We start from the raw sequence: 19,977 nt of genomic DNA, 5'->3' as shown, positions 1-19,977 counted from the left end.
CGACAGCCGAGGCTTTCTTTCATGGCTACCACGAGATCGGTTGTCGACGCACTGATCGCCCGACACCCCGTGCTGACGGTGCAGCAGGCTGCAGCGATGGTCATGGAGGATTCCGTGTCGATCAATGGGCGCCCGGTTCGTCACCCCGGACAGCTCGTTTCCGAAACCGATCGAGTTGAAATCGTGCGTTTTGGGGGCCGCACCGCGTAGCTGGACCTTCACATGGTCCAGGGTAGTCAGGAAGTGGGTGGGCAGTGGGTCGTCTGCGAACGAGGCTGTCACTCCTGATCAGCAGTACGTCGGGAGTATCGATGAGGGCAAACCCGAGCAGTGTCCCGATCGTCGGGACTAACGCGCACAAGAGTTTTCACTACACAAGCACGTTCCGTCCGCGACACTGTTTCCATCGCTTGCTGTGTACGTCGTCGTCACAGGAGTGCCGTGACGCCGTATAGGGCGACGGCTGAAATCGTTGCTGCTGCAGGAAAAGTGGTAACCCAGGCGATGAGCATGTTTCCCGCTACGCCCCACCGGACGGCGCTGAGACGTTTGGTCGAGCCGACACCCATGATCGCCGACGAAATCACATGTGTTGTCGATACCGGCGCCCCATGCCGGCAGAAGCGACGTAGAGCACCGAGGATGCGGTCAGTTCCGCTGCAAAACCCTGGGGAGGATCCAATTCGATGATCTTGCGCCCAAGAGTCCGCATAATACGCATCCCACCTGTTGCGGTACCGAGGGCAAGAACAACTGCCGTCAGCAAGAAACACCACCACGGAATCGAGTAGTCGTCTTGTCTACCCGAGACGACAAGAGCCAGGACCACGATGCCCATGGTTTTGGCTGCGTCTTGCATCCCGTGGCCGAAGGCCATGGCCGCCGCAGAACATGTCTGGGCCTTTCGAAACCCTCGACTGGTCGATGCCGGAGATGCGTGTCGAAACAGCCACATGATGCCTGACATGGCCATATATCCCAGGATGAAGCCGGCGATCGGCGAGACAACCATCGGGATCAGCACCTTTTCGATCACACCACCCCACAGCACAGTCATCCCGCCGGCCAGTGCGGCCCCGACCATCCCGCCGACAAGAGCGTGCGAGGACGATGACGGTAATCCGTACCACCACGTGATGAGATTCCAGCCGATTGCACCTACCAAGGCGCACCCGAGTATCAGTAAGGCGTGAGTGCTGACGTCGAGCTCGATTATTCCCTCTCCCACTGTGGCAGCGACTTTGGCGCCGAAGAAGGATCCGAGAAGGTTGCCGATTGCGGCCATCAGTAATGCTGAACGCAATGTCAGCGCACGCGTGGACACTGATGTCGCAATAGCATTGGCCGAGTCGTGAAAACCGTTGGTGAAGGTAAATGCCATAGCGAGTGCTATGACCAGGAGCAGCATCAGCACAGCTGGTCACGATTCCTTGAGGACGATGGTTTCGATCACATGCGAGACCTTTTCGAAAGCATCGGCTGCGTCTTCGAGCTCGTCGGCGATGTCTTTGAGTTTCATGACGGTCAGGGCATCGAGATGGCCGTCGAAGAGGTTGGCGAGACATGTTCGATAGAGGTGATCGGCCGTATTCTCGAGTTCATTGATTTTGATCCAGTAGCTTTCGAGTCCCTGCATCGATGCCAGTTTGGGCATCGCTTCCGCCGTTATCTTTGCGCACGCGTCGAGGGTGTCGATCACGTCGCAGAGATGGTGCGGTAGTTCGCGCACTCCGTACAAAGACACGAGATGCGACGCCGCTTCCATGTGGTCCATCACGTCGTCGAGAGTTGATCCCAGCATGTAGATATCACAGCGGTCGAACGGAGTGACGAAAGTTGAATTCACGGTTCGGAACAGCTCGCGCTTTATGCGGTCGCATTCGTGCTCGAACCCGACCATGCGTTCGGCAATGCTGGCGGTATCGGCTTGTGGGCTGGCCAATTCGGCAAGAGTTTTGGCCCCGAATTCCAGATATTGTGCCGTGGAGGTGAACAGTGCGTAGAACAGTTCGGACTTGGGTTTGAAACCGGAGAACATGAATGTGTCTTTCGCGTCGCTGCAGGGAAGACCAGGGCAGTGGCAGCGTGGATGAGGGACACGGTGCCACTGCCCTGGTCAGTTCAGGGGGTGTGCAGTTCGTTCAGCGCTGATGTGCGCTGGACGATCCACGTACGCATCTGATCGATGCTCGACTGCAGCGTCTCTGCGGTCAGTTCGTCACTGGTCGGGATGGACGTCGCGAGTGAGTCGAGAATTTCGGTCGCGCGGCCGCTCTGGTACATCTGCTCGAACAGGTCCCAATACGTCTTCTCGTACAGCTCGGCGAATGCAGGCGATTCGAGGAAACGCTTCTTCAGAGAGTTCGTGGTACCGAGTGGACCACCGGGAAATCCCTGTTGACCAGGTGCTGTCGCGTCCACGCCTTGTCGAGGGGCGCCGCCTTCCGGCATGCCTTCTGGGGCTTCGCCAGCCGGTATGCCCCCCGGCCCCGCGCCGCCCCCAGGCCCTCCGCCAGCCGGTATGCCCCCCGGCCCCGCGCCGCCCCCGGGTCCTCCGCCGCCGGCTGGGCCCATAGCGATCGAAACACTGTCATGAGGGCCGGTGGCGGCATCACCTTGCATGGCGAGGTTGAGATCCCAGGACACCACGGAGATCCTCTTGGTGTCCAGGTCGTACCAGAGGTAATAGTTCTGACCGGGGCCGCTCATGTCATCGCCGTTGACGATGAGGTTTTGCGTGGCAACGTATCGAGCGAAGGATTCGACGTCGATCCAATCGGAGAGGTGCGCGTCGAACTCTTCCGAGTTGGCTGCATCCATCCACTTCAGAAAGCTGATGACCGGTTGTAGGTTTCCGTTGTCGACGGCATTGATTTGTTTGAACTGGCCCGCATAGGCGGTCTGGTCATCGCCCACGTACGCAAATCGTGAGCTCGCATCCGCCTTGTAAAGGTACCCGTCCGACTCGAAGAGTGAGTTCGCATAAGTGTCGTCCGGATGTTCGAGTACCAGACGAGTCGACGTCGCACTGTCATTGATCGAATACACCGTGTACGCGTAACGCTGCGTCGGTTGATCACTATCGGCAGTCAACGACAACGCCATCGCTTCGTTGACCACCGGCGATCCAGGCCGGACCGACAACTCGGTCATCCCCTGATACGCGCGGCCCTCGGAGTTCTCATCGAAACTGATGAGCAAGGGAAGTGACGTCGGGTCATCGGCCGAGGCCGTCGACCCCATTCCCGCCATCATGTCCTGTGGGTCGAAATCTGTTGGTAGTTCCAGTCCCTCAGGAATCTCGAATCCGTCAGGCGGCGTGAACCCTTCCCCTCCTGGCATCACCCCATCTCCTCGAACACCCATGAGAGTGGAGTTACCCTTCAGCCGCACCGAGGCATCGTTGACGAAAGTTCCGTCGATGGTGATGTCCGCGGTGATCCATTTCTTGTCGCCACTCTTCCGGAACGAGGAGATCATGTCGTTGTACTCGGAATCGGTTATCTCCAGTGACAATTGATGCGAGACCGAGGGGTCGAACAATTCCACGGTGCCACTGATGTTGTCGGTGATCTCGGAGGCGATGACAGATGTGTCACCAGTGATGTAGGGACGAATTCGTGTCTCACCGAACACGAAGGCCAGGACGGAGACGAATGCGACGAACACCACCAACAGCTTCCAATGCTGACGCAGCGTCTTCGGTATCCGATGTTTGAACTTGCTCCGCGGCGGCGGAGACCCGGTGCCCGTCACAGTCATCAGATGTCCGTCTGGTCGTATCCGGTCAGAACGGTCACGCGCTGACCTGCATTGACGGCGCTCAGTGCAGATATCAACTCTGCAGATTTATTGCCCTTCTTCATTTGCGCGGTGTAATACAGCTCATTGAGCGCACCCGATCGCGCCGAATCAGTAGAGACCAACTCGAACTCCGAGCAGTGTTTGATGAGTACGTCCTCGACGTATGCGACGTATTCCTGTCCAGGCGGAACCTGAACCTTGACAACCTGACGCTGGACATCGAGCTTGAACCAGTTGAACTTGTACATGATCAACATGACAAGACACACCGCTACAGTCGCAGCGATCGCCAGAACATAGAAACGGGTGCCCGTCGTCATACCGATCGCCATCGCCAGGAAAATGAACCCGACGTCCCGGGTTTCCTTGATCGCGTTGCGGAATCGGATCACCGACAACGCGCCGACCAAAGCGAATGCGCGAGCGACGTTGGACCCGACGACAAGCATGATCAGCGAAACGATCATGCCCACCATGACCAGTGTCTGCACATACGATTGGCTGTACGAGACGTTCTTGTGTGTGTATCGATAGACCCAGCCGATGATGGCGGAGAGAACGAACGCCAACGACAACGACACGATGATGTCGAAAGTGGAGAATGTTCCACTCAGGTCCTGTATCTCGAAGTTCATGGTTTCCTGTTTCGGTGTTGGGAGTGGATGCTCAATAGTGCTGTCGGATCACGCGATACGTGTGCGGTGCCGAAGTAGATCTTCCGGTGCGCGACTGTCGAAACCTGCGGGCATCGCCAATTCCGGTGCACCGCTACGTGATCGAGGGGCCATGCCGAAGGCCTCGATCGATTGACAATATTTCGATACCCGAATGATGGACATATTCATTCGCGCCGTCATATCCGTAGCCCAATAAGGCACTCGTTCATTGGCTTTGAGTTCCACGATCGCGAGCTTCGGAGGGATGATGAACCTGTTCTCCGCTCCCGAAGCGAAGTGGAAGTCTCGGTCCCGCCCGTGCACCTTGTGATCGATGGTCACACGCAGCCCGAGATCGGCTTCCGTACCGACGTACGCCTCCCGCAGATACCCAGTGGTCACTATCGGACGAAGATCAAGATTTCCCATCAGCGTTGTCACTTCGTTGACGAATGGACGTTGCGAAATATCGACATCGATTTCTTCTCGACCGTCGAGCCACCGCTGCGCGGTCCCGTACGGCAGCGCGATCCGTCGCTTCTGCGTGACTCGATTGACCCGCTGCTTGATCTCGATCTGGACCGGTGTGTCATCGACACAGTCCGACGGCTCTCCGTAGAGACGAAGTCGCACTTTGCGTCGAAACTTCAGCCCCTCGATCTTTTCCCAGTAGAACAACAGATCAGGTGTGTCGTAATACAGCGATGTCACCGGATACCCGCCCTTCGGCGAGTAAGGGTCGGTCTCCATTCGTGCCACTAGCTCTCGGCGCAACTCCGGCACCTTCAACTCGTCGACGAAGTATTTGATCTCGTAGCGGTTGAACGAGTGCAGCTTGCTGGCGGTCTGCTGAAAACCATTGGAGGGGAGAGCAGTCGGAATGTTCACCTCTTGCTGCCTCGAGGGAGGATCTCGGAACCGGTCGAAAATGCTCATGCCTCAGGTTCTCCTGGATTGGAAGTCGGATATCTACGTGGTGGAGTGCTCGAAAATGTGGTGCCGTCGGATCCGTAGGCCTTGTGCAGATCCCGTACGGAAATCAAGGGCGTCGCCGTCTGGTTGTCTTTCATGGAGGTCGGTTCGGCGTCGAATAGACCATCCTCGGATTCGCGAGTGGAAGAATCCCCCACGCGTGGACACCGTCGTACCGCAGGCGCGGTACACGGATTGATCTCCTCGTGGGACGTGGACACCTCGATCCTCTGAAATGATGAGGTGGCCGCCATGCGGGTGGGATATTCGGCGACCGATAGGAGACGGACATGGTCGCGCGCAGCGCCTCGGCCGGGCATCGCGGTGCGAGGGGGTGGATCGTTTCGGCCGCCACGGTGGTCCTCGTGATTATCCCTGGCGTGGTCCCGCCCCACCCGGGTGCGGGTTTCGTGTGGTCACCTGACGTCCTGGCCCTCAATGCGGTGGCCGCGGCGATCCTGATGGGCCGACACCAGCGGCCGCTCGCGGTCCTGGCCGCGGTCATCGGCGTCGTCGCAGTGAGTGTGCCACTCGCACTGTTCAATCCGGGCCTCGTCTTGGCGGCGGGAGTCGCCGTCTACACGACCATGCTGTACGCGACCCGGCGACGTGGTTTCGTACTCACCGCTCTCGTTGCCCTCGCCATGCTCGCTTTCGTCTTCGTCGACGGATACAGCGGCCTCCAGAACGTCCTGACCGTGCTGCTCGGTGGTGCGATCGGCGATGCGGTTCGCACGCAACGCGACTACGTCGCGTCCGTCACCGAACGTGCCGAGCGTGCCGAACGAACTCGCGACGCGGTGGCCGGGCAGCGGGTCGCCGAGACCAGGCTGGCGATTGCTCGCGACCTGCACGACGTCGTCGCGCACCAGATCTCGGTGATCAACCTCCATGCCGGCGTCGCTGCGTCCTCGCTACGTAACCGACCGGCCGACGCCGAGAAATCGCTGGCTATCATTCGCAGCGCGTCGCGCACCGCGCTCACCGAGATCGGCGACCTCATGGCCACCCTACGAGACCCCACCACCGCGATCGGCCCGTTCGGCCTGTCCCAACTCGACGATGTAGTGCGTGAATTCGCCAGTCATGGAATGGAAGTCGCTGTCCACATCGATGGCGATCCGTACGAACTGCCGGCGTCGATCGATGTGACTGCACTGCGCGTAGTCCAGGAAGCGCTCACCAACGCCCACAAGCACGGCACCGGACACCGCGCTCACGTGCTGATCGGTTACCTGCCTCGTGCGCTCCGCATTACCGTCAGCAACCCGACCGCTTCAGACGGAGCAGGGGCCCGACACCTCGGGATGAACCAGGGGCTGATCGGTATGAGGGAACGGGTCGACTCGGTTCGCGGCGCCCTCCGTTACGGGGCCGACGGAACAGGTAGGTGGCTGCTTGTTGCCGATCTACCCACAGAACCCGCCCATGACGACCTGGACACACCGGACGACCTGGACGCACCGGACGACGTGGCCGCACAGGGGGACACACAATGATCACCATTCTTGTCGTCGACGACCAAACTCTTATCCGGTCTGCGATCACCACCCTTGCCACCCACAGCGTCGGCCTCACCGTCGTCGGCGAAGCCGGCGACGGTGAGCGCGCGATCGAACTCGCTCGCCGTCTGCGACCGGATGTGGTGCTCATGGATATCCGGATGCCAGGTGTCGACGGGATTGCCGCCACACGGACCATCTGCTCCGACCCGAACCTCGAGTCGGTGCGGGTACTGATACTCACCACTTTCGAGGAGGATCAGTACATCGTCGGAGCGCTGCGCGCCGGCGCGAGCGGGTTCATCGGCAAAGGGGCCGATCACGACCAGATCATCGCCGCGATCCGCGCTATCCACCGCGGTGATGCTCTGCTCTCACCGGTCGCGACGCGTAGCCTGATCAACCGGTACGTTCACCCCGCCGCCGACAGCGAACGGGTGCCGCCAGCGCTCGCGCACCTTACAGAGCGGGAGATGGAGGTCCTTACTCTCGTAGGCGCCGGCCGGTCCAACGACGAAATCGCCACTGACCTGGTGATCTCACCGCACACCGCCAAGACCCACGTCAACCGCATCATGACCAAGCTGCAGGCCCACGACCGGGCACAACTCGTCATCGCCGCCTACGAGAACGGTCTGATCCGACCGCACCTCAACTGACGCTACCCGCAGCGGCGGGACAACATGCGCCCCGAACGGGGACGCCGGATGTATGCCGAACAACCTTATCAGCGAACGCATCACCGGCAGCAGCCCGTCGGAGCAACGCCGAGGGAGCCCGCACAAGGGAAGTGCACCCGATCTCCAGCTCGCAGAGTGATGGCCACCCGCCCTGATCCACGCCGTCCGCCCCCGTCCCAACCCTTGTGCGGTTCGGCGAACTTCCCGAAGTACTGACAGTTATGAGCTGCGGCGAGCGGATTGTTGTCTGAGTGTCAGTTATTGAGTAGTGATGCGCGAAACGGTGCAGAGGAGGTCGGATCAGTGGCCACCCGCAGGACGGATTCGCCTGCACCGGAAAACTATTAGGATTCTGACCCATGACTTTCCACTTTTCTGGCCAGCGGCAAGAAACAGATACCCACACGCGAGGAATGCCCGACTCTGTTGTACGCCCGCAGGTCTCGACCCAGCCCAGTATCCTAGAGCGACACACAGAACGGAAGTGAGTGCGATGCCACACAACCCATCCTCCCCGATCGGAATCGTCACCGGCGCGGGCTCAGGGATAGGACGGGCATCCGTCGCCCTGCTCCGCCAACTCGGCGCAACCGTCGAAGCCTGGGACAAGGATCAGAGCACTCTCGACGCTCTTCCCTCCGACGAGCACCTTCTCACCTGCCTCGTTGACGTCACCGACGAGACAGGCGTGACCACAGCAGCTGCCGAAGCAATCGCACGTCACCGGCGCATCGATTACATTGTCAACTGCGCTGGAGCCTATCTCTACGCCTCACTCGAAGACACAACCACGCAGCAAATTCGAAAACTCCACGACCTCAACGTCATCGGACCCACGCTCGTCACGCAAGCATTCTTGCCTGCTCTACGCGCATCGCACGGGTCCATCGTCAACGTTGCCAGCACGGTGGCACTCAAGCCCACAGCCAGCAACTCGCACTACGCAGCCTCGAAAGCAGCACTTGCCCAGCTCACCCGATGCTGGGCCCTGGAACTAGGCCCAGACGGAGTACGTGTTAACGCCATCGCACCAGGCCCCATGCCCACTTCACTCTTTCGTAGTGCCGGCATGACCGAAGCACAAGAAACAGAACTTCTCAGCACCCGAACAGCCACACTCCCCCTCAGACGCGCCGGCACCCCGGAAGAAGCCGCGATCTGGATCGCCCGCCTCGCTCTCGAAGACAACTGGACCACCGGCGCCGTCATTCCCGTTGACGGAGGCATGTCCTTGTGACCCACGGAACCCGCTATTGGGCCTCGACCTGGGTGCGGTTTGCGCGCTAGGACTCGGTTTCGGGGTACTGCCCGAATTACCGGAAGTCCCATTCCCGGAGCAGCGGGCCTCGAAGTTGGGTGCGATGTCGGGAGCGACCTCGGCCCCGGCGGCCGGGAGAGTGGCGCCCCCCGGCGATGACCGCGGCGCCGGCCGCGTTGAGAGCCAACCCGGTCGGTAGTGCGATACCGGTGTTTCTCACACTGCCCGACGTTGTCGACACCAACGCTGGAAGAGGATCTGCACGGCGGTGCGGGTGGGTGGGCCGAATCGCAGTCCGCGGAGCAGTCGGCGGTAGGAGAAGCGGTCGTCCCAAACACGCAGCCGGCCGTTTGCGAATGTGTAGTGGCCGTCTACGTCGAGGTGCATGGCAAACCATCCGATGCGGATGATCTCTCTTCGCCGGGAGGACACCGTGTCGTGGTCGGTGCTCATCGTGAGCACTTCCACGACTTCGTACCTGGTGATCAGGCGAGAGACGATCGTGAGAGCCCGCTCGATGCTTTTGCTTCCCCGCACGCTGGGCAGGCCGGTGTTGCGCCATTCGATGTCGGGATCTACGAGTGCTCGCACGGCATCGGCGTTCATTTCCTCCAGTGCGATCAGGAGATCCACCACCCGCGATGTCAGTTGATCGTCGTTCAACAGGTACTCCGGTCGTCGGGAAATGTGTTTTCTCATCGGTGGATTCATGTGGTGACCGTCAGGCAGGGACTGTTGCTCCGCGAAACGCACAGCAGCATCTTGCCGGCGGCGCGCTCGGCTGGGCTCAACGAATTGTCACGATGATCGACGTCGCCGTCGCTGACGTGGACCATGCAGGTGCCGCAGAAGCCCTGGCGACACGAATAGGGGGCTTTCGGGTTCACACGCAGCACCGCGTCCAGTGCGGTCTGATCAGCGGCGACATCGATGACCTGACCGGTGCGAGCCAGTTGGATGCGGAAGGGACGTCCATCGACGACCGGTGCGGCGGAGAAGCGTTCGGCGTGCACTTCCACACCGGGCTCGTTGCGCACACCTGCTGTGATCAGGTCCATCATCGGGACCGGACCGCAACAGTAGATCGCATCACCGCTGCGAACATTCGGCGGGAGAAGATCGTTCGCAGCGGGTAGGCCGTATTCGTCGTCGGTGCGGATGGTGACCCGATCACCAAACGGCGACAATTCGTCGAGGAACGGTAGCGTCCGACGCTCGCGACCGACGTACACCAGTGACCAATCCAGGCCCATACGCTCCGCCTCGCAGACCATCGGGAGTACCGGTGTGATGCCGATGCCACCCGCCACGAAGTGAACGCGCTTCGCGCGCTCGATTCGCCCGGGTTCGACGAACCCGAACGCGTTGCGTGGACCGCGAACGCCGACGACGGTACCGACTGGCAACTCGTCGTGCACCTCGTTCGATCCGCCGCCACCATCAGGAATCCGGCGTACCGCGATCCGGTAGCAGCGTCGATCGGCGGGATCGCCGCACAGCGAGTACTGACGTATCCGTCCCGAGGGCAGGTACAGGTCGAGGTGTGCCCCGGGATACCACCGTTCGAGGTCGCTGCCGTCAGGTGCTCGCAGTTCGAGGCTGACCACGTCGTTGTCGGTGGACACCGTCGTGCGCTCCGACACCGTGAGCGTTGTCTTGTACTCGTCGATCCGGTTTTCCGGTGGCTCGTCGCGATGAATCAAGACCGCCCACTTGACCTGCGTGGAGACCAGGCCATCCAGAATGCGCAGAATCGAGTCGCGGCGCTTGCCGCGGCGTAGGTCGACCGGGATCTCGCGTGGGGCCGGCCACCGCTGTGTGAGTTCGGGCGCGTTGGGTGTCATGTGTTGACCCGCTTGGCCGCTGGCGATTGCGCGACGTAGGCGAGGGCCTGGGCGGTGGACCCCACACTGTCGGGGTGAAATCCCGGCACGAACGTCGACACACCGCTCCAGAACCATTTCGATACACCAGGCACCAGTCCGCGGCGTCCGGCGCGGACGAATTCCAGTAGCAATCGCGGATAACCGATGTTCGGCGTGTTGGGGTCGTTGCGGCTCAGATACATCGCAGCACGGAGCAACCACCCCAAAAAGATTGGCCACGTGATGATCATGGAGATACAGCGGCGAAAGTAGCCGACTCCGAAGTACGTGGCGACCTCGTGTGCCACGGCACGATGCTCGACCTCTTCGGCCCCATGCCACCGATAGAGGTCAAGCATCTGCGGATCCGCGCCGAATTTCTCCAAGTCCGCGTTCAACGCCCAGTCGCCCACGAACGCGAACATATGCTCCGAAGACGCGCAAATCCCGAGACGCTCGATCAGACGCTGCCGGATGGCCTGCGGATCGGAGTCGTCACCGACGCCCAAAGTTCTACGGAAGAAGTACTGCATCTGGCGGTTGAACGGGGCCGGGTCGATCCCGTGCCGTGTGAACACCTGATTCATGACCTCGTCATGCGCCTCTGCGTGCAGCAATTCTTGGCCCATGAAACCGAGCATGTCCTCGCGAAGCTTCTCGTCGTGCACGTCCGGGAGGGCCTGTTCGAAGGCCTGGATCATCATCCGTTCGCCCTCCGGGATGACGAGGTTCATCGAGCCGAGGAGGTATGAGGCGATCGGCTCGTTCGGCAACCACACCAAAGGCGCTTTCTCCCAGTCGAAATCGACTCGCCGCGGACGGATCGCTACCCGGCCGGGCGGTGCGATCGGACGCTGTGTCAGTCCACTCGTAATTCGCATGACCACTCCTCATTCATAAGTACGCAGCAGTACTTATGAATGAGCATGGCGATCTACCCGTGGCTTGTCAACACCGGACTACGAAGGGTCGGACGAGAGATCCAGTACCCGTTCGAGGAAGGACATGATCGGCGCATGAAGATTCATGTACGAATTCGACCCGTCAACCACCTGGCGGTAGAACAACTCGTTGCAACCGCCGATCGCCGCGAGAAACACTTCACGCCCCGGGGCTTCTGAAGACTTGGACGAGTAGCCGACGAGCAATGCATCGGCGAGCAGTTCCACGTACTCGTTGCGCTTCGCCACCCCCGCCGGGCCGGCCACAGGTAGGTCCACCACCCAAGCTCGCACGAACTCCGGTTCGGACGAACACGTCTCGAGATACTTCTCGATGACAGCCGAAAGCTGTTCGTGTAGAGATAAATTGGCGGTCAAGCTTTGTGTCGAGGTGATGTTGGAGACGATCACCTCGATGCCGGCGTCGATCGCCGCGATCAAGCACGCTTCTTTGCTCTCGAACTGCTTGTAGAAAGCTTGGCGAGACACCCTGGCACGCCCGACGACATCGGCGATCGTGGTCGAGGCGATCCCCTTCTCCGCCGTCGATGAGATCACTGCACGCAGAATGCGATCGCGTTGCGCGTCTTGGACCTCGTCCACAGCCAGTCGGCCGCGGCCACGCGGCAACCCGGGGAGGTCACGATCGAACGATCCAGCCAGCCTGCGCATACCGAAATCGTAACCCGCCTGGCGCCATCGGTTCTCTCGCTCACCACATCCGTGGACCAACCGCCATGCGAGTGGACCGATGTCGAGTGGAATTGCCCCCGTGGTGCTCTGAGGCAATCTCCCATCGCGACACGGTTGCGCCCAGTTCGTCGTTTTTCCGTGGTGGGGCTGCTCCCTGTGACGAGTCCAGCCGTGGTGCGGCGGAGGGCATCGAAAAGCCTCCTGCATCGACGAAGGCCGTCCGTTGTATTGCATGGTCGTGGAGTGTTGCCTCGTGGAGTGTGAGCACGGGTGTGACACAAGCGTTCAGGCCGTCGAAGACCTCGACCCAGGCGTCGCGATCCTGTGCGGCGAAGGTTCTGCCGAAGCGTTCGGACAAGTCGTCCCAGTTCGATTGGTCCCAGCGATTCGGCAACGAGGCGGGATCCAATCCGAGTCCGAACACGAACCGGTCGTAGTACACGTCTTCGAGGGCCCCTACCGCCATGTACCTGTGGTCTGCGCACTCGTACGCGCGGTAGAACGGGGCAGATCCGTCGAGGAGGTTGGTTCCACGACGGGCTGACCAGCGGCCGGCATGCTGCCACGATCGGACGAGCGCAGTCAACGAACTGGCGCCGTCGACCATCGCTGTATCCACCACCTGGCCTCGGCCAGTGCGTTCTCTTTCGTGCAGCGCGGCAAGTACCCCTACGAGCAGGAACATTGATCCACCGCCGAAGTTCCCGACGTAGTTAAGTGGCGGTGACGGCGGCCCGGAAGCCGGTCCGAGCTGTTCGAGCGCGCCTGAAAGCGCAAGGTAGTTCAGATCGTGCCCGGCCTCTCGGGCCATCGGTCCTTTCTGGCCCCAGCCACTCATTCGGCCGTAGATCAGCCCCGGATTGTCCTGCAGGCAGACCTCGGAGCCCAGGCCGAGCTTCTCCATCGTGCCGGGCCGAGAGCCCTCCATCAGGACGTCCGCTCGGCTGATCAGCCTGCGCACCTTGGCGAGATCCTCGGTCTTGGTCAGATCTGCAGTGATTTCGGTCCGCCCTCGGAGCATCCCCGCATTCGCATCGTCGATTCCGTCATCTGCTCCCATCGAGATGGGGCGCACTATGCGCACGACATCGGCGCCAAGATCTGCCAACATGAGACCGGCGTGCAGTAGCGGCCCTATGGCCTCCATTTCAATGACCCGGATACCCGACAGCGGCCCGCCGTGCACTCCGCCGGTGGCTTCGTCCTGCATGATCACCCTTGCGCGGTCGGGGTCGGGACCGACCCGGAGCGGGCCGGCTCAGTTCGAAAATCTGCCGGGTCGACTCGGTAGGTCATGGCCCAGTAGTCGTTGATCCGCCAGGGAAGGACCGACACGACACGACCGTCCGGGTTTCGGTACCAGTTCTCCATTGCCGGATGGGTCCAGACCATCTGTGCGTGCTGTCGGTCGACGGCCTCGTTGTATCGATCGTTGACCTCGGCCCGGCACTCTATCGCGCCGAGGTTTTCCGATTGCATCAACTTCAAGGCATCCATGATGTAGCGGACCTGACATTCCAGGATCGTGATGAAGCTCCCCCCATGTCCCAGGCCGGTGTTCGGTCCGGTCATGACGAAGAAATTGGGGAAGTCAGGAACTGTGATCCCCAGGTAGGCGCGCGCGTCGTGCTCGCCCCAGATTTCTCCGGTGGACCGGCCGGATCGACCGACGATGTCCATCGGGTAAAGAACGCGCACACTGTGGAAACCCGTCGCCATGACAATGATGTCCAGCTGGTGCTCGACGCCGTTCGTGTCGACGAGTCCAGAAGGTGTCAGGGCGTCGACTCCGTGGGGCACCAGTGTGACGTCGGGCTTACGAAGCATCGTGAACCAGCCGTTGTCCAGCAGCATCCGCTTACCGAAGGGCGGATAGTCAGGAAGAGATGCCTCGATCAGATCTGTTCGATCACCCAGCTGATCGCGGAGATACCGTTCGTAGAACTTGCGATGACCATGGTTGGTCGCATTGATCGAGGCGCTCGGCTCGGGCCAGGTGGGGTCGACCTGGAGGGACGGGTACACCTTGTCGTTGAAGATCCACGACAGACGCGCCCGGTACCACTCGCGATACCCGGGGATGTTGTCCATCAGCCAATGGACGCCGTCGTCGATGGTCGTGAAGTAGTCGTCGTTCGGTGCGATCCACTGTGGTGAGCGCTGGAAGATCGTCAGCGATCCGACACGATCCGCGATGGCCGGGCCGATCTGCATAGCACTGGCTCCGGTACCGACGATGCCCACTCGCTTACCACGGAGCGACTCGGGATCGTCGAGCTCGCTCGGCCACTCGGCGGAGTGGAAGAGGCGACCACGGAAGGTCTCGATTCCCGGAAGGCGCGGGATCTTCGGACGATTGAGCAGACCGACCGCGCTGATCAGGATGGGAGCCTCGAGGGTCTCCGGCGCCTCGCCTGGTCGCCGGACGGTCACACGCCAACTCTGTCTCGACTCCTCGAACTCGGCGCGCGTCACCTCATGACGGAAGCGGACATTGCGCCGGATGTCGTTGGCCTCAGCAAAGTCTTCGAGATATCCCTGAACCTCGTCGCGCTTGCCGAAGTGGGTCGACCAGTTACGAGGGAACGACGAGATCGAGTAAAGGTGGCTCGGTGTATCGACTCCGGCGCCCGGATAGCGGTTCTCCCACCATGATCCGCCGACGTCCTCGTTCTTCTCCAGGATCACGTGAGGGATCCCAGCGCGGGTGAGCTCGACAGAGGCCAGCATCCCCGCGATGCCGGCTCCGATCACGATGGCGTGGAGTCGCTCGTCGCACTTGGCGGTGGCAGGCTTGATCTGCGGGCCATTGACTATCTCCGCCATCATCGGCGCGAAGTCCGGCGGTACGGTCTCGCTGCAGGTGAAGTTGAGGATTCGCTCGACTTCCGAGCTGTCCAGCGTCCGCCGGGACGGCTCGTCCAGCGTCCACCAGCGTTCCACTGCGTCGATCAACGCGCTCCGGATTTCGGACTGAACCTCCTCCGAAAGCCCTCCCGTGGAATTGTCATCCATTCCCCGACTGCGAGTGGGTTGATAGCGAGGTGCCATCCACCGCTCATCGGCGGTCAACTCCAGCAACACGGCGAGCATGGTCGGAACATTGCCCCGTAACACCGCCGAACGCAGGTGGTCACGGTCCAGGTCAGTGACGATAGTCATGCCATGCAGGCTAACAGTCGTTAGCGGTACAACCAAGTGTGATTTCAATATTCCGGTTCTTGCTCGAAAACTTTGCTTGACCCGGGGTGATGCCGATGACAGTATGAGACACATCATACTAACGGCCGTAAGTATTCAGGAAGTTGAGGAACCATGGATCTGTCGATAAGTGTCGAATCGGATGCCACCGATATGCGACGGAGTTCAGGTCCGCTTGTCCGATCCCTCACAACGATCCAGTCGTCACCGCTAGGACGAGCGACGTTGGGCGACCAGCTACGTCGCCACTCGCAGAGTCGATACTCGAAGCCGGCGATCGTGTCGTACGCCCCAGGTGGTCGACGCACCGTGACCACCTACGGCGCGCTCAATCAGGATGCCAACCGGGCATCCCACATGTTCTTCGGACTCGGGGTCTCCCGCGGTGACCGGGTCGCCGTGATGGCCCGCAACCGCGTGGAATCGATAGTCGCTTACTACGGTGCTCTCAAAATCGGGGCGGTGTACTCCGGGATCAATGTTCTCTTCGGACCGAACGAAGTGGCCCAACAGATCGGGCACCTCGAGCCCGCGGTTGTAGTCGTGGCCGCGGAATTCCTGCCGGTTCTGGAAGAAGCACTGGCGGAGCTCGGAACCCGCCCTGAAATCGTTGTTCTCGACAGCGCGGACGAGTTCGGCGGCCACTGCTTCGATCGACTCCTCGAGTCCTCGTCGCCGACAGAGCCGGATTGCGACGTCGACGAGCACGATCTCGCAATGATCGTGTACACCAGTGGAACCGAGGCGGCTCCGAAGGGCGTCATGCTGCCGCATCGCAACTACCTGGTCTCCACCGCACCGGCGTACACATGGGGACTGCGATGCCTGGACGATGACGTCTGGCTCTACGTCATGCCATTCCACACTATTGCCGGAATCGGCTCCCTGACCTCGCTCCTGCTACTGGGAGCGACGCTCGTGCTCCCGGCCAGCCTCGCGCCTGCCGACGCTTTGCAGATGATCAAAACGGAGCAGATCACCGTCCTGGCTCAAACCCCGACATTCTTCATCTCGCTCGCAGATCATCCTGACTTCGGTCCTGAGACTGTCGGGACCATCCAGCGCTGCCTGACCTACGGAGGTCAGGTCTCGCCGCGAACGGTGGACGCATGGCACCACGCGGCGCCCGCATCGGTGTGGGGCACCTACTGGGGGCAGTCCGAGTTGACGCAGTTGGGCTCCGTCGGCTGGTTCAAGCGACTCGAGGACATCCCCGATCAGGATCCGACCTGGATCGGCAAGCCTGTAGGCCATCTCGAGGTCAAGGTGGTCGACGCCGACGGAAATGAAGCAGAGAGAGGTGAACTCCTCTGTCGCACGCCGTCGGTGATGCTGGGTTACTACAAGGATCCCGAGAAGACCGCCGCTGTCCTCGACGGTGGTTGGGTCCACACCGGCGACATCGTCCGTCGCGACTCCGAGGGCAACATGTTCTTCCTCGATCGCAGCAAGGACATGATCAAGACGGGCGGCTACAACGTGTCCTCGCAGGAGGTCGAGCGCGTACTACAAGCCCACCCCGGGGTGTCGCGCGCCGCCGTCGTGGGACTTCCGGACGCCTACTGGTCCGAGGCGGTCACCGGCTTCGTCATCGTCGTAGACGGCAGCGACCTCACCGGCCAGGAGTTGCGAGACCACTGCAAGACCGTGCTCGCAGGCTATAAGGTTCCAAAGGCGATCACGATTGTGGATGAGCTGCCCACGGACCCTCAGGGGAAGCTGCTCAAGAGAGAACTACGCCGCCTGTATGCAAAGGACTGAAACGCTGAACATCGATCCTGCCAGCAGCGCGAGACCCGGATCCGGTCGACCACGGCTTGAAGGTCTTCCAAGCAGACGTGACGACATACTGGCCGCGGCGGCCGAATACTTCGCTGATCAGGGCTACCACTCGGCAGGCATGCGTGGCATCGCAGATTCGGTGGGAATCAAGGGCGCGAGCCTCTACAACCACTTCAGCTCGAAAGAGGAGATCCTCTACGCGATCGCGCTCAAGATGACCCGGGACCCGGTCGAGGAGCATTTACTTGTCCTCGACGAGACTGGAACACCGGCCGAGCGACTCACCTCGCTGATCGATGTTCATCTACGGTATTTAGCGATGAACAGGGTCGAGCATCTGGTCAGCCTTCGAGAGATCTCGGCGCTTACCGACGAACACCGTCTGAGGGTGCTCGAGTACCGCAAGTACTACCAGAGGCGTGTGCGCGATGTGATTGCTGCCGGGGTCCGCGCCGGAGAGTTCGAGATCGCCGACCCACAACGTGCGGCTGTTGCCGTGCTCGACCTCATGAATGGTGTGAGCTGGTGGCTCCGGGACGACCACGATATCGAGGCGCTGGTGGCAACCTACGTGGACTACATCGTCGTCGGAATTCTCCGTCACCGTCCCGGAACGCAGAGTGGTACCGGCGGTACGTCCAGCCGACGGTGACGCCTGTTCAGCCCGAAAACAGGTGATCCCCCTCCACCCGACGTGGAGGGGGATCACCTGTTTTCGGGCTCGATCAGAGTGCCCGCCGCAACAAAGGAACCAAAGCGTCCGGATTCGCGATGGGGTTCGGGTTGGTCCCGCACCAGATGTCCTTGAACGTGTACGTAGCCAGGCTGGGGAGGTCGTTGTCGGTCAGCCCGACCTCTCCCAGCGATCTCGGCATGCCGAGTCGCCGGATCAGCGAGTCCGCCAACTCGTGTGCCGGCGTTTGCGGCGCACCCAAGGACGCACTGATCAGCGCCTGGCGATGCTCGTTGACCTCGCGGTTGTACTCGAGCGCGAAAGGCGCCATGACGCAGGAGGTGTACCCGTGTGGGACGTTGAACGAACCGCCGAGTGCATGCCCGACGGCATGGCTGACGCCCATGTCGAGGCCTGCGACGATCGCGACCATTGACGACCACGCACCGACCTGGCACATCAGACGGGCATCCACGTCTTCGGTGTCTTCCTTCACTCGGACGAGTCCCTCGGAGAGCAGTCGTATGGCATTCATCGCCATCCCGTCGTAGTACCCGTTCGATTCGAGCGAGCCCAAGGTCTCGAAGGCGTGGTCCAGTGCGCGAACCCCGGTCGACAGCCACAGCCACTCCGGCGTGTGCAGAGTGAGTGCAGGATCGAGGATGACGGCCTTCGGGGTCATCGCCGGATGCAAGTAACCCTCCTTGACGTTGCTCTTCTCATCCGTCGACCCGGCCAACGCGTTGAACTCACCGCCCGCCAGGGTCGTGGGCGCCACCACTACCGGGATCTTCGGGGCGGAGAAGGTGGGGGCGGTCACCGATGTGTCGGGATTGACCTGCAGGTGATAGGCGTCCATTTGCGATGCCTCGCGAACTCCGTGCTCCAGAGTGATCGCGAGGATCTTCGCCAGGTCTGTCGCCGATCCACCGCCCACGCACAACAGCATGTCCGGATTGGCGTCGGCAGCAACTCGGGTAGCGGCAATGACGTCTTCGCGCGGTACATGAGGTCGAACCGCATCGAACAGTCCCACGAATCGATCACCCAGGGCCTCGATCACCCGAGCGATCTCGTCGGTCTGCGAGTTGAGCGTCCCGCTGCATACGACGAAGACTCGGTTCGCCCCGAGCAACTCTGCTTCCTGGGCTGCGGCCTCCGCGACCGGAGCGCCAATGCGGACTCTCTCCATGGACGGCAGAGAGACAAGTGATGACTGCACGGCAATACCATCTTTCTTTCTTGATCCTCAATCCACCACGACGTCGTCAGGAGCGCTCAGCTCTCGCTTGGTCTGTTCAGGAGTGGGATAGAGCGTGGATCCGGCGCTGGGCAATGTCTCGCACCCCGTCGCAGGCTAACAGCCGTTATCCTATAGGAGATTTGTGGCGCACGCCACAATCTATTGTGTGCTTGGCTGGCGAAACCATGGGGCGAGGTGAGTTCATGGGCGATATTGCAGGCTTGATCTGCAATTATTTACCAATGCTCACGGCTTAGATGAAGCGTGCCGTTGCATCTCCAGTTCCGGACGAGAATCGGCTTTGGTGGATTCGATCCTCGAAATACCGAATTACCTAACCACTGATTGTCTGTTCCTGGGAACAGCTGCGTGATGACGTGTGGTTTGAGCATTGGGGCTGTAGCCATCTCTGGCACTCTGGTGACGGCCGTCGAATCCAGTGCGGCAGCGCCTCGAACTCTTCACTCCGCCGAAGCTGACCATTGCAGTCGGTCCGGCAAAGTCAGTCGAGATCCTCGGCTTCTGCTAGGACTCCGCGATTGGGCATACCCACGGGTAAATCCGCTGCTGTCGTACGACGCGAACTGTTTCTTCGATTGGATGGACCGTGAGCTCGAGGACGCGCCACCACGGAAGATCGCAGCCGTGGCAACGGGCGGCCAGAACCCTTAGATCGTCGAATATTTCCTATGGCTGTGTGCTCCGCG

19 protein-coding genes are annotated in these 19,977 nt (G+C 61.0%); 6 read left to right on the top strand and 13 right to left on the bottom strand.

What is annotated here, in order from left to right; genetic code table 11:
- Positions 1–21 precede the first annotated feature (21 nt).
- Positions 22–210 (top strand): RNA-binding S4 domain-containing protein, encoded by a 189-nt coding sequence (locus ACSW29_RS00600; RefSeq protein ID WP_317826962.1) that lies wholly within the window; start codon positions 22–24, stop codon positions 208–210.
- 218 nt (positions 211–428) lie between these two features.
- Here ACSW29_RS00600 and ACSW29_RS00595 read toward each other — a convergent pair whose 3' ends face one another.
- From ACSW29_RS00595 to ACSW29_RS00570, 6 genes are all read right to left on the bottom strand, one after another.
- Entirely contained in the window at positions 429–587 is a 159-nt protein-coding gene (locus tag ACSW29_RS00595) for an inorganic phosphate transporter (protein WP_448276109.1), read from the bottom strand.
- Positions 584–1,408, bottom strand: a complete 825-nt coding sequence (locus ACSW29_RS00590; protein ID WP_448277384.1) for an anion permease — start codon at positions 1,406–1,408, stop codon at positions 584–586. Before ACSW29_RS00590 ends, ACSW29_RS00595 begins: the two co-directional genes overlap by 4 nt.
- A gap of 12 nt (positions 1,409–1,420) precedes the next feature.
- Positions 1,421–2,038 (bottom strand): DUF47 domain-containing protein, encoded by a 618-nt coding sequence (locus tag ACSW29_RS00585; protein ID WP_448276108.1) that lies wholly within the window; start codon positions 2,036–2,038, stop codon positions 1,421–1,423.
- Positions 2,039–2,121: 83 nt separating this feature from the next.
- Entirely contained in the window at positions 2,122–3,762 is a 1,641-nt protein-coding gene (locus ACSW29_RS00580; protein ID WP_448276107.1) for a CotH kinase family protein, read from the bottom strand.
- A complete protein-coding gene (locus tag ACSW29_RS00575; protein ID WP_019746034.1) occupies positions 3,762–4,439 on the bottom strand; it encodes a DUF4956 domain-containing protein in 678 nt (225 codons plus the stop codon). Before ACSW29_RS00575 ends, ACSW29_RS00580 begins: the two co-directional genes overlap by 1 nt.
- Before the next feature lie 48 nt (positions 4,440–4,487).
- Positions 4,488–5,396, bottom strand: coding sequence for a polyphosphate polymerase domain-containing protein (locus tag ACSW29_RS00570; RefSeq protein ID WP_230815810.1), 909 nt, complete (start codon positions 5,394–5,396; stop codon positions 4,488–4,490).
- A 326-nt stretch (positions 5,397–5,722) separates the two neighbouring features.
- Here ACSW29_RS00570 and ACSW29_RS00565 point away from each other — a divergent pair, with 326 nt between their 5' ends.
- The 3 genes from ACSW29_RS00565 to ACSW29_RS00555 all read left to right on the top strand — a co-directional run bounded on the left by ACSW29_RS00565 (position 5,723) and on the right by ACSW29_RS00555 (position 8,851).
- Positions 5,723–6,931 (top strand): sensor histidine kinase, encoded by a 1,209-nt coding sequence (locus ACSW29_RS00565; protein ID WP_448276106.1) that lies wholly within the window; start codon positions 5,723–5,725, stop codon positions 6,929–6,931.
- Entirely contained in the window at positions 6,928–7,593 is a 666-nt protein-coding gene (locus ACSW29_RS00560; RefSeq protein ID WP_230815812.1) for a response regulator transcription factor, read from the top strand. Before ACSW29_RS00565 ends, ACSW29_RS00560 begins: the two co-directional genes overlap by 4 nt.
- A gap of 514 nt (positions 7,594–8,107) precedes the next feature.
- Positions 8,108–8,851, top strand: a complete 744-nt coding sequence (locus ACSW29_RS00555) for an SDR family NAD(P)-dependent oxidoreductase (protein ID WP_019746030.1) — start codon at positions 8,108–8,110, stop codon at positions 8,849–8,851.
- Between the two features lie 237 nt (positions 8,852–9,088).
- Here the strand turns inward: ACSW29_RS00555 and ACSW29_RS00550 are convergent, their stop codons facing one another.
- From ACSW29_RS00550 to ACSW29_RS00525, 6 genes are all read right to left on the bottom strand, one after another.
- Positions 9,089–9,535, bottom strand: coding sequence for a limonene-1,2-epoxide hydrolase family protein (locus tag ACSW29_RS00550; protein ID WP_448276105.1), 447 nt, complete (start codon positions 9,533–9,535; stop codon positions 9,089–9,091).
- A gap of 44 nt (positions 9,536–9,579) precedes the next feature.
- The gene (locus tag ACSW29_RS00545; RefSeq protein WP_448276104.1) at positions 9,580–10,716 is read right to left on the bottom strand and encodes a PDR/VanB family oxidoreductase; all 1,137 of its coding nucleotides are present in this window, start codon (positions 10,714–10,716) and stop codon (positions 9,580–9,582) included.
- A complete protein-coding gene (locus tag ACSW29_RS00540; protein WP_283307787.1) occupies positions 10,713–11,618 on the bottom strand; it encodes a metal-dependent hydrolase in 906 nt (301 codons plus the stop codon). The genes ACSW29_RS00545 and ACSW29_RS00540 overlap by 4 nt, the downstream gene beginning before the upstream one ends.
- 78 nt (positions 11,619–11,696) lie before the next feature.
- Positions 11,697–12,350 (bottom strand): TetR/AcrR family transcriptional regulator, encoded by a 654-nt coding sequence (locus tag ACSW29_RS00535; protein ID WP_283307788.1) that lies wholly within the window; start codon positions 12,348–12,350, stop codon positions 11,697–11,699.
- A 40-nt stretch (positions 12,351–12,390) separates the two neighbouring features.
- The gene (locus tag ACSW29_RS00530) at positions 12,391–13,581 is read right to left on the bottom strand and encodes a CaiB/BaiF CoA transferase family protein (RefSeq protein ID WP_448276103.1); all 1,191 of its coding nucleotides are present in this window, start codon (positions 13,579–13,581) and stop codon (positions 12,391–12,393) included.
- A gap of 2 nt (positions 13,582–13,583) precedes the next feature.
- Positions 13,584–15,533 carry a flavin-containing monooxygenase gene (locus tag ACSW29_RS00525; protein WP_448276102.1) on the bottom strand — a complete coding sequence of 650 codons (1,950 nt, stop codon included), beginning with the start codon at positions 15,531–15,533 and terminating at the stop codon, positions 13,584–13,586.
- 192 nt (positions 15,534–15,725) lie between these two features.
- Here ACSW29_RS00525 and ACSW29_RS00520 point away from each other — a divergent pair, with 192 nt between their 5' ends.
- Both ACSW29_RS00520 and ACSW29_RS00515 read left to right on the top strand, forming a co-directional pair.
- Positions 15,726–17,333, top strand: a complete 1,608-nt coding sequence (locus ACSW29_RS00520; RefSeq protein ID WP_317827134.1) for a class I adenylate-forming enzyme family protein — start codon at positions 15,726–15,728, stop codon at positions 17,331–17,333.
- Entirely contained in the window at positions 17,320–18,006 is a 687-nt protein-coding gene (locus tag ACSW29_RS00515) for a TetR/AcrR family transcriptional regulator (RefSeq protein WP_317826951.1), read from the top strand. Before ACSW29_RS00520 ends, ACSW29_RS00515 begins: the two co-directional genes overlap by 14 nt.
- A 73-nt stretch (positions 18,007–18,079) precedes the next feature.
- On the opposite strand, the gene ACSW29_RS00510 is transcribed toward ACSW29_RS00515, so the two are convergent.
- Positions 18,080–19,249 (bottom strand): iron-containing alcohol dehydrogenase, encoded by a 1,170-nt coding sequence (locus tag ACSW29_RS00510; protein WP_317826950.1) that lies wholly within the window; start codon positions 19,247–19,249, stop codon positions 18,080–18,082.
- Between the last annotated feature and the right edge of the window lie 728 nt (positions 19,250–19,977).

This window comes from Rhodococcus sp. GB-02 (assembly GCF_053470465.1).
This window is presented reverse-complemented; position numbering and strand designations above follow the sequence as displayed.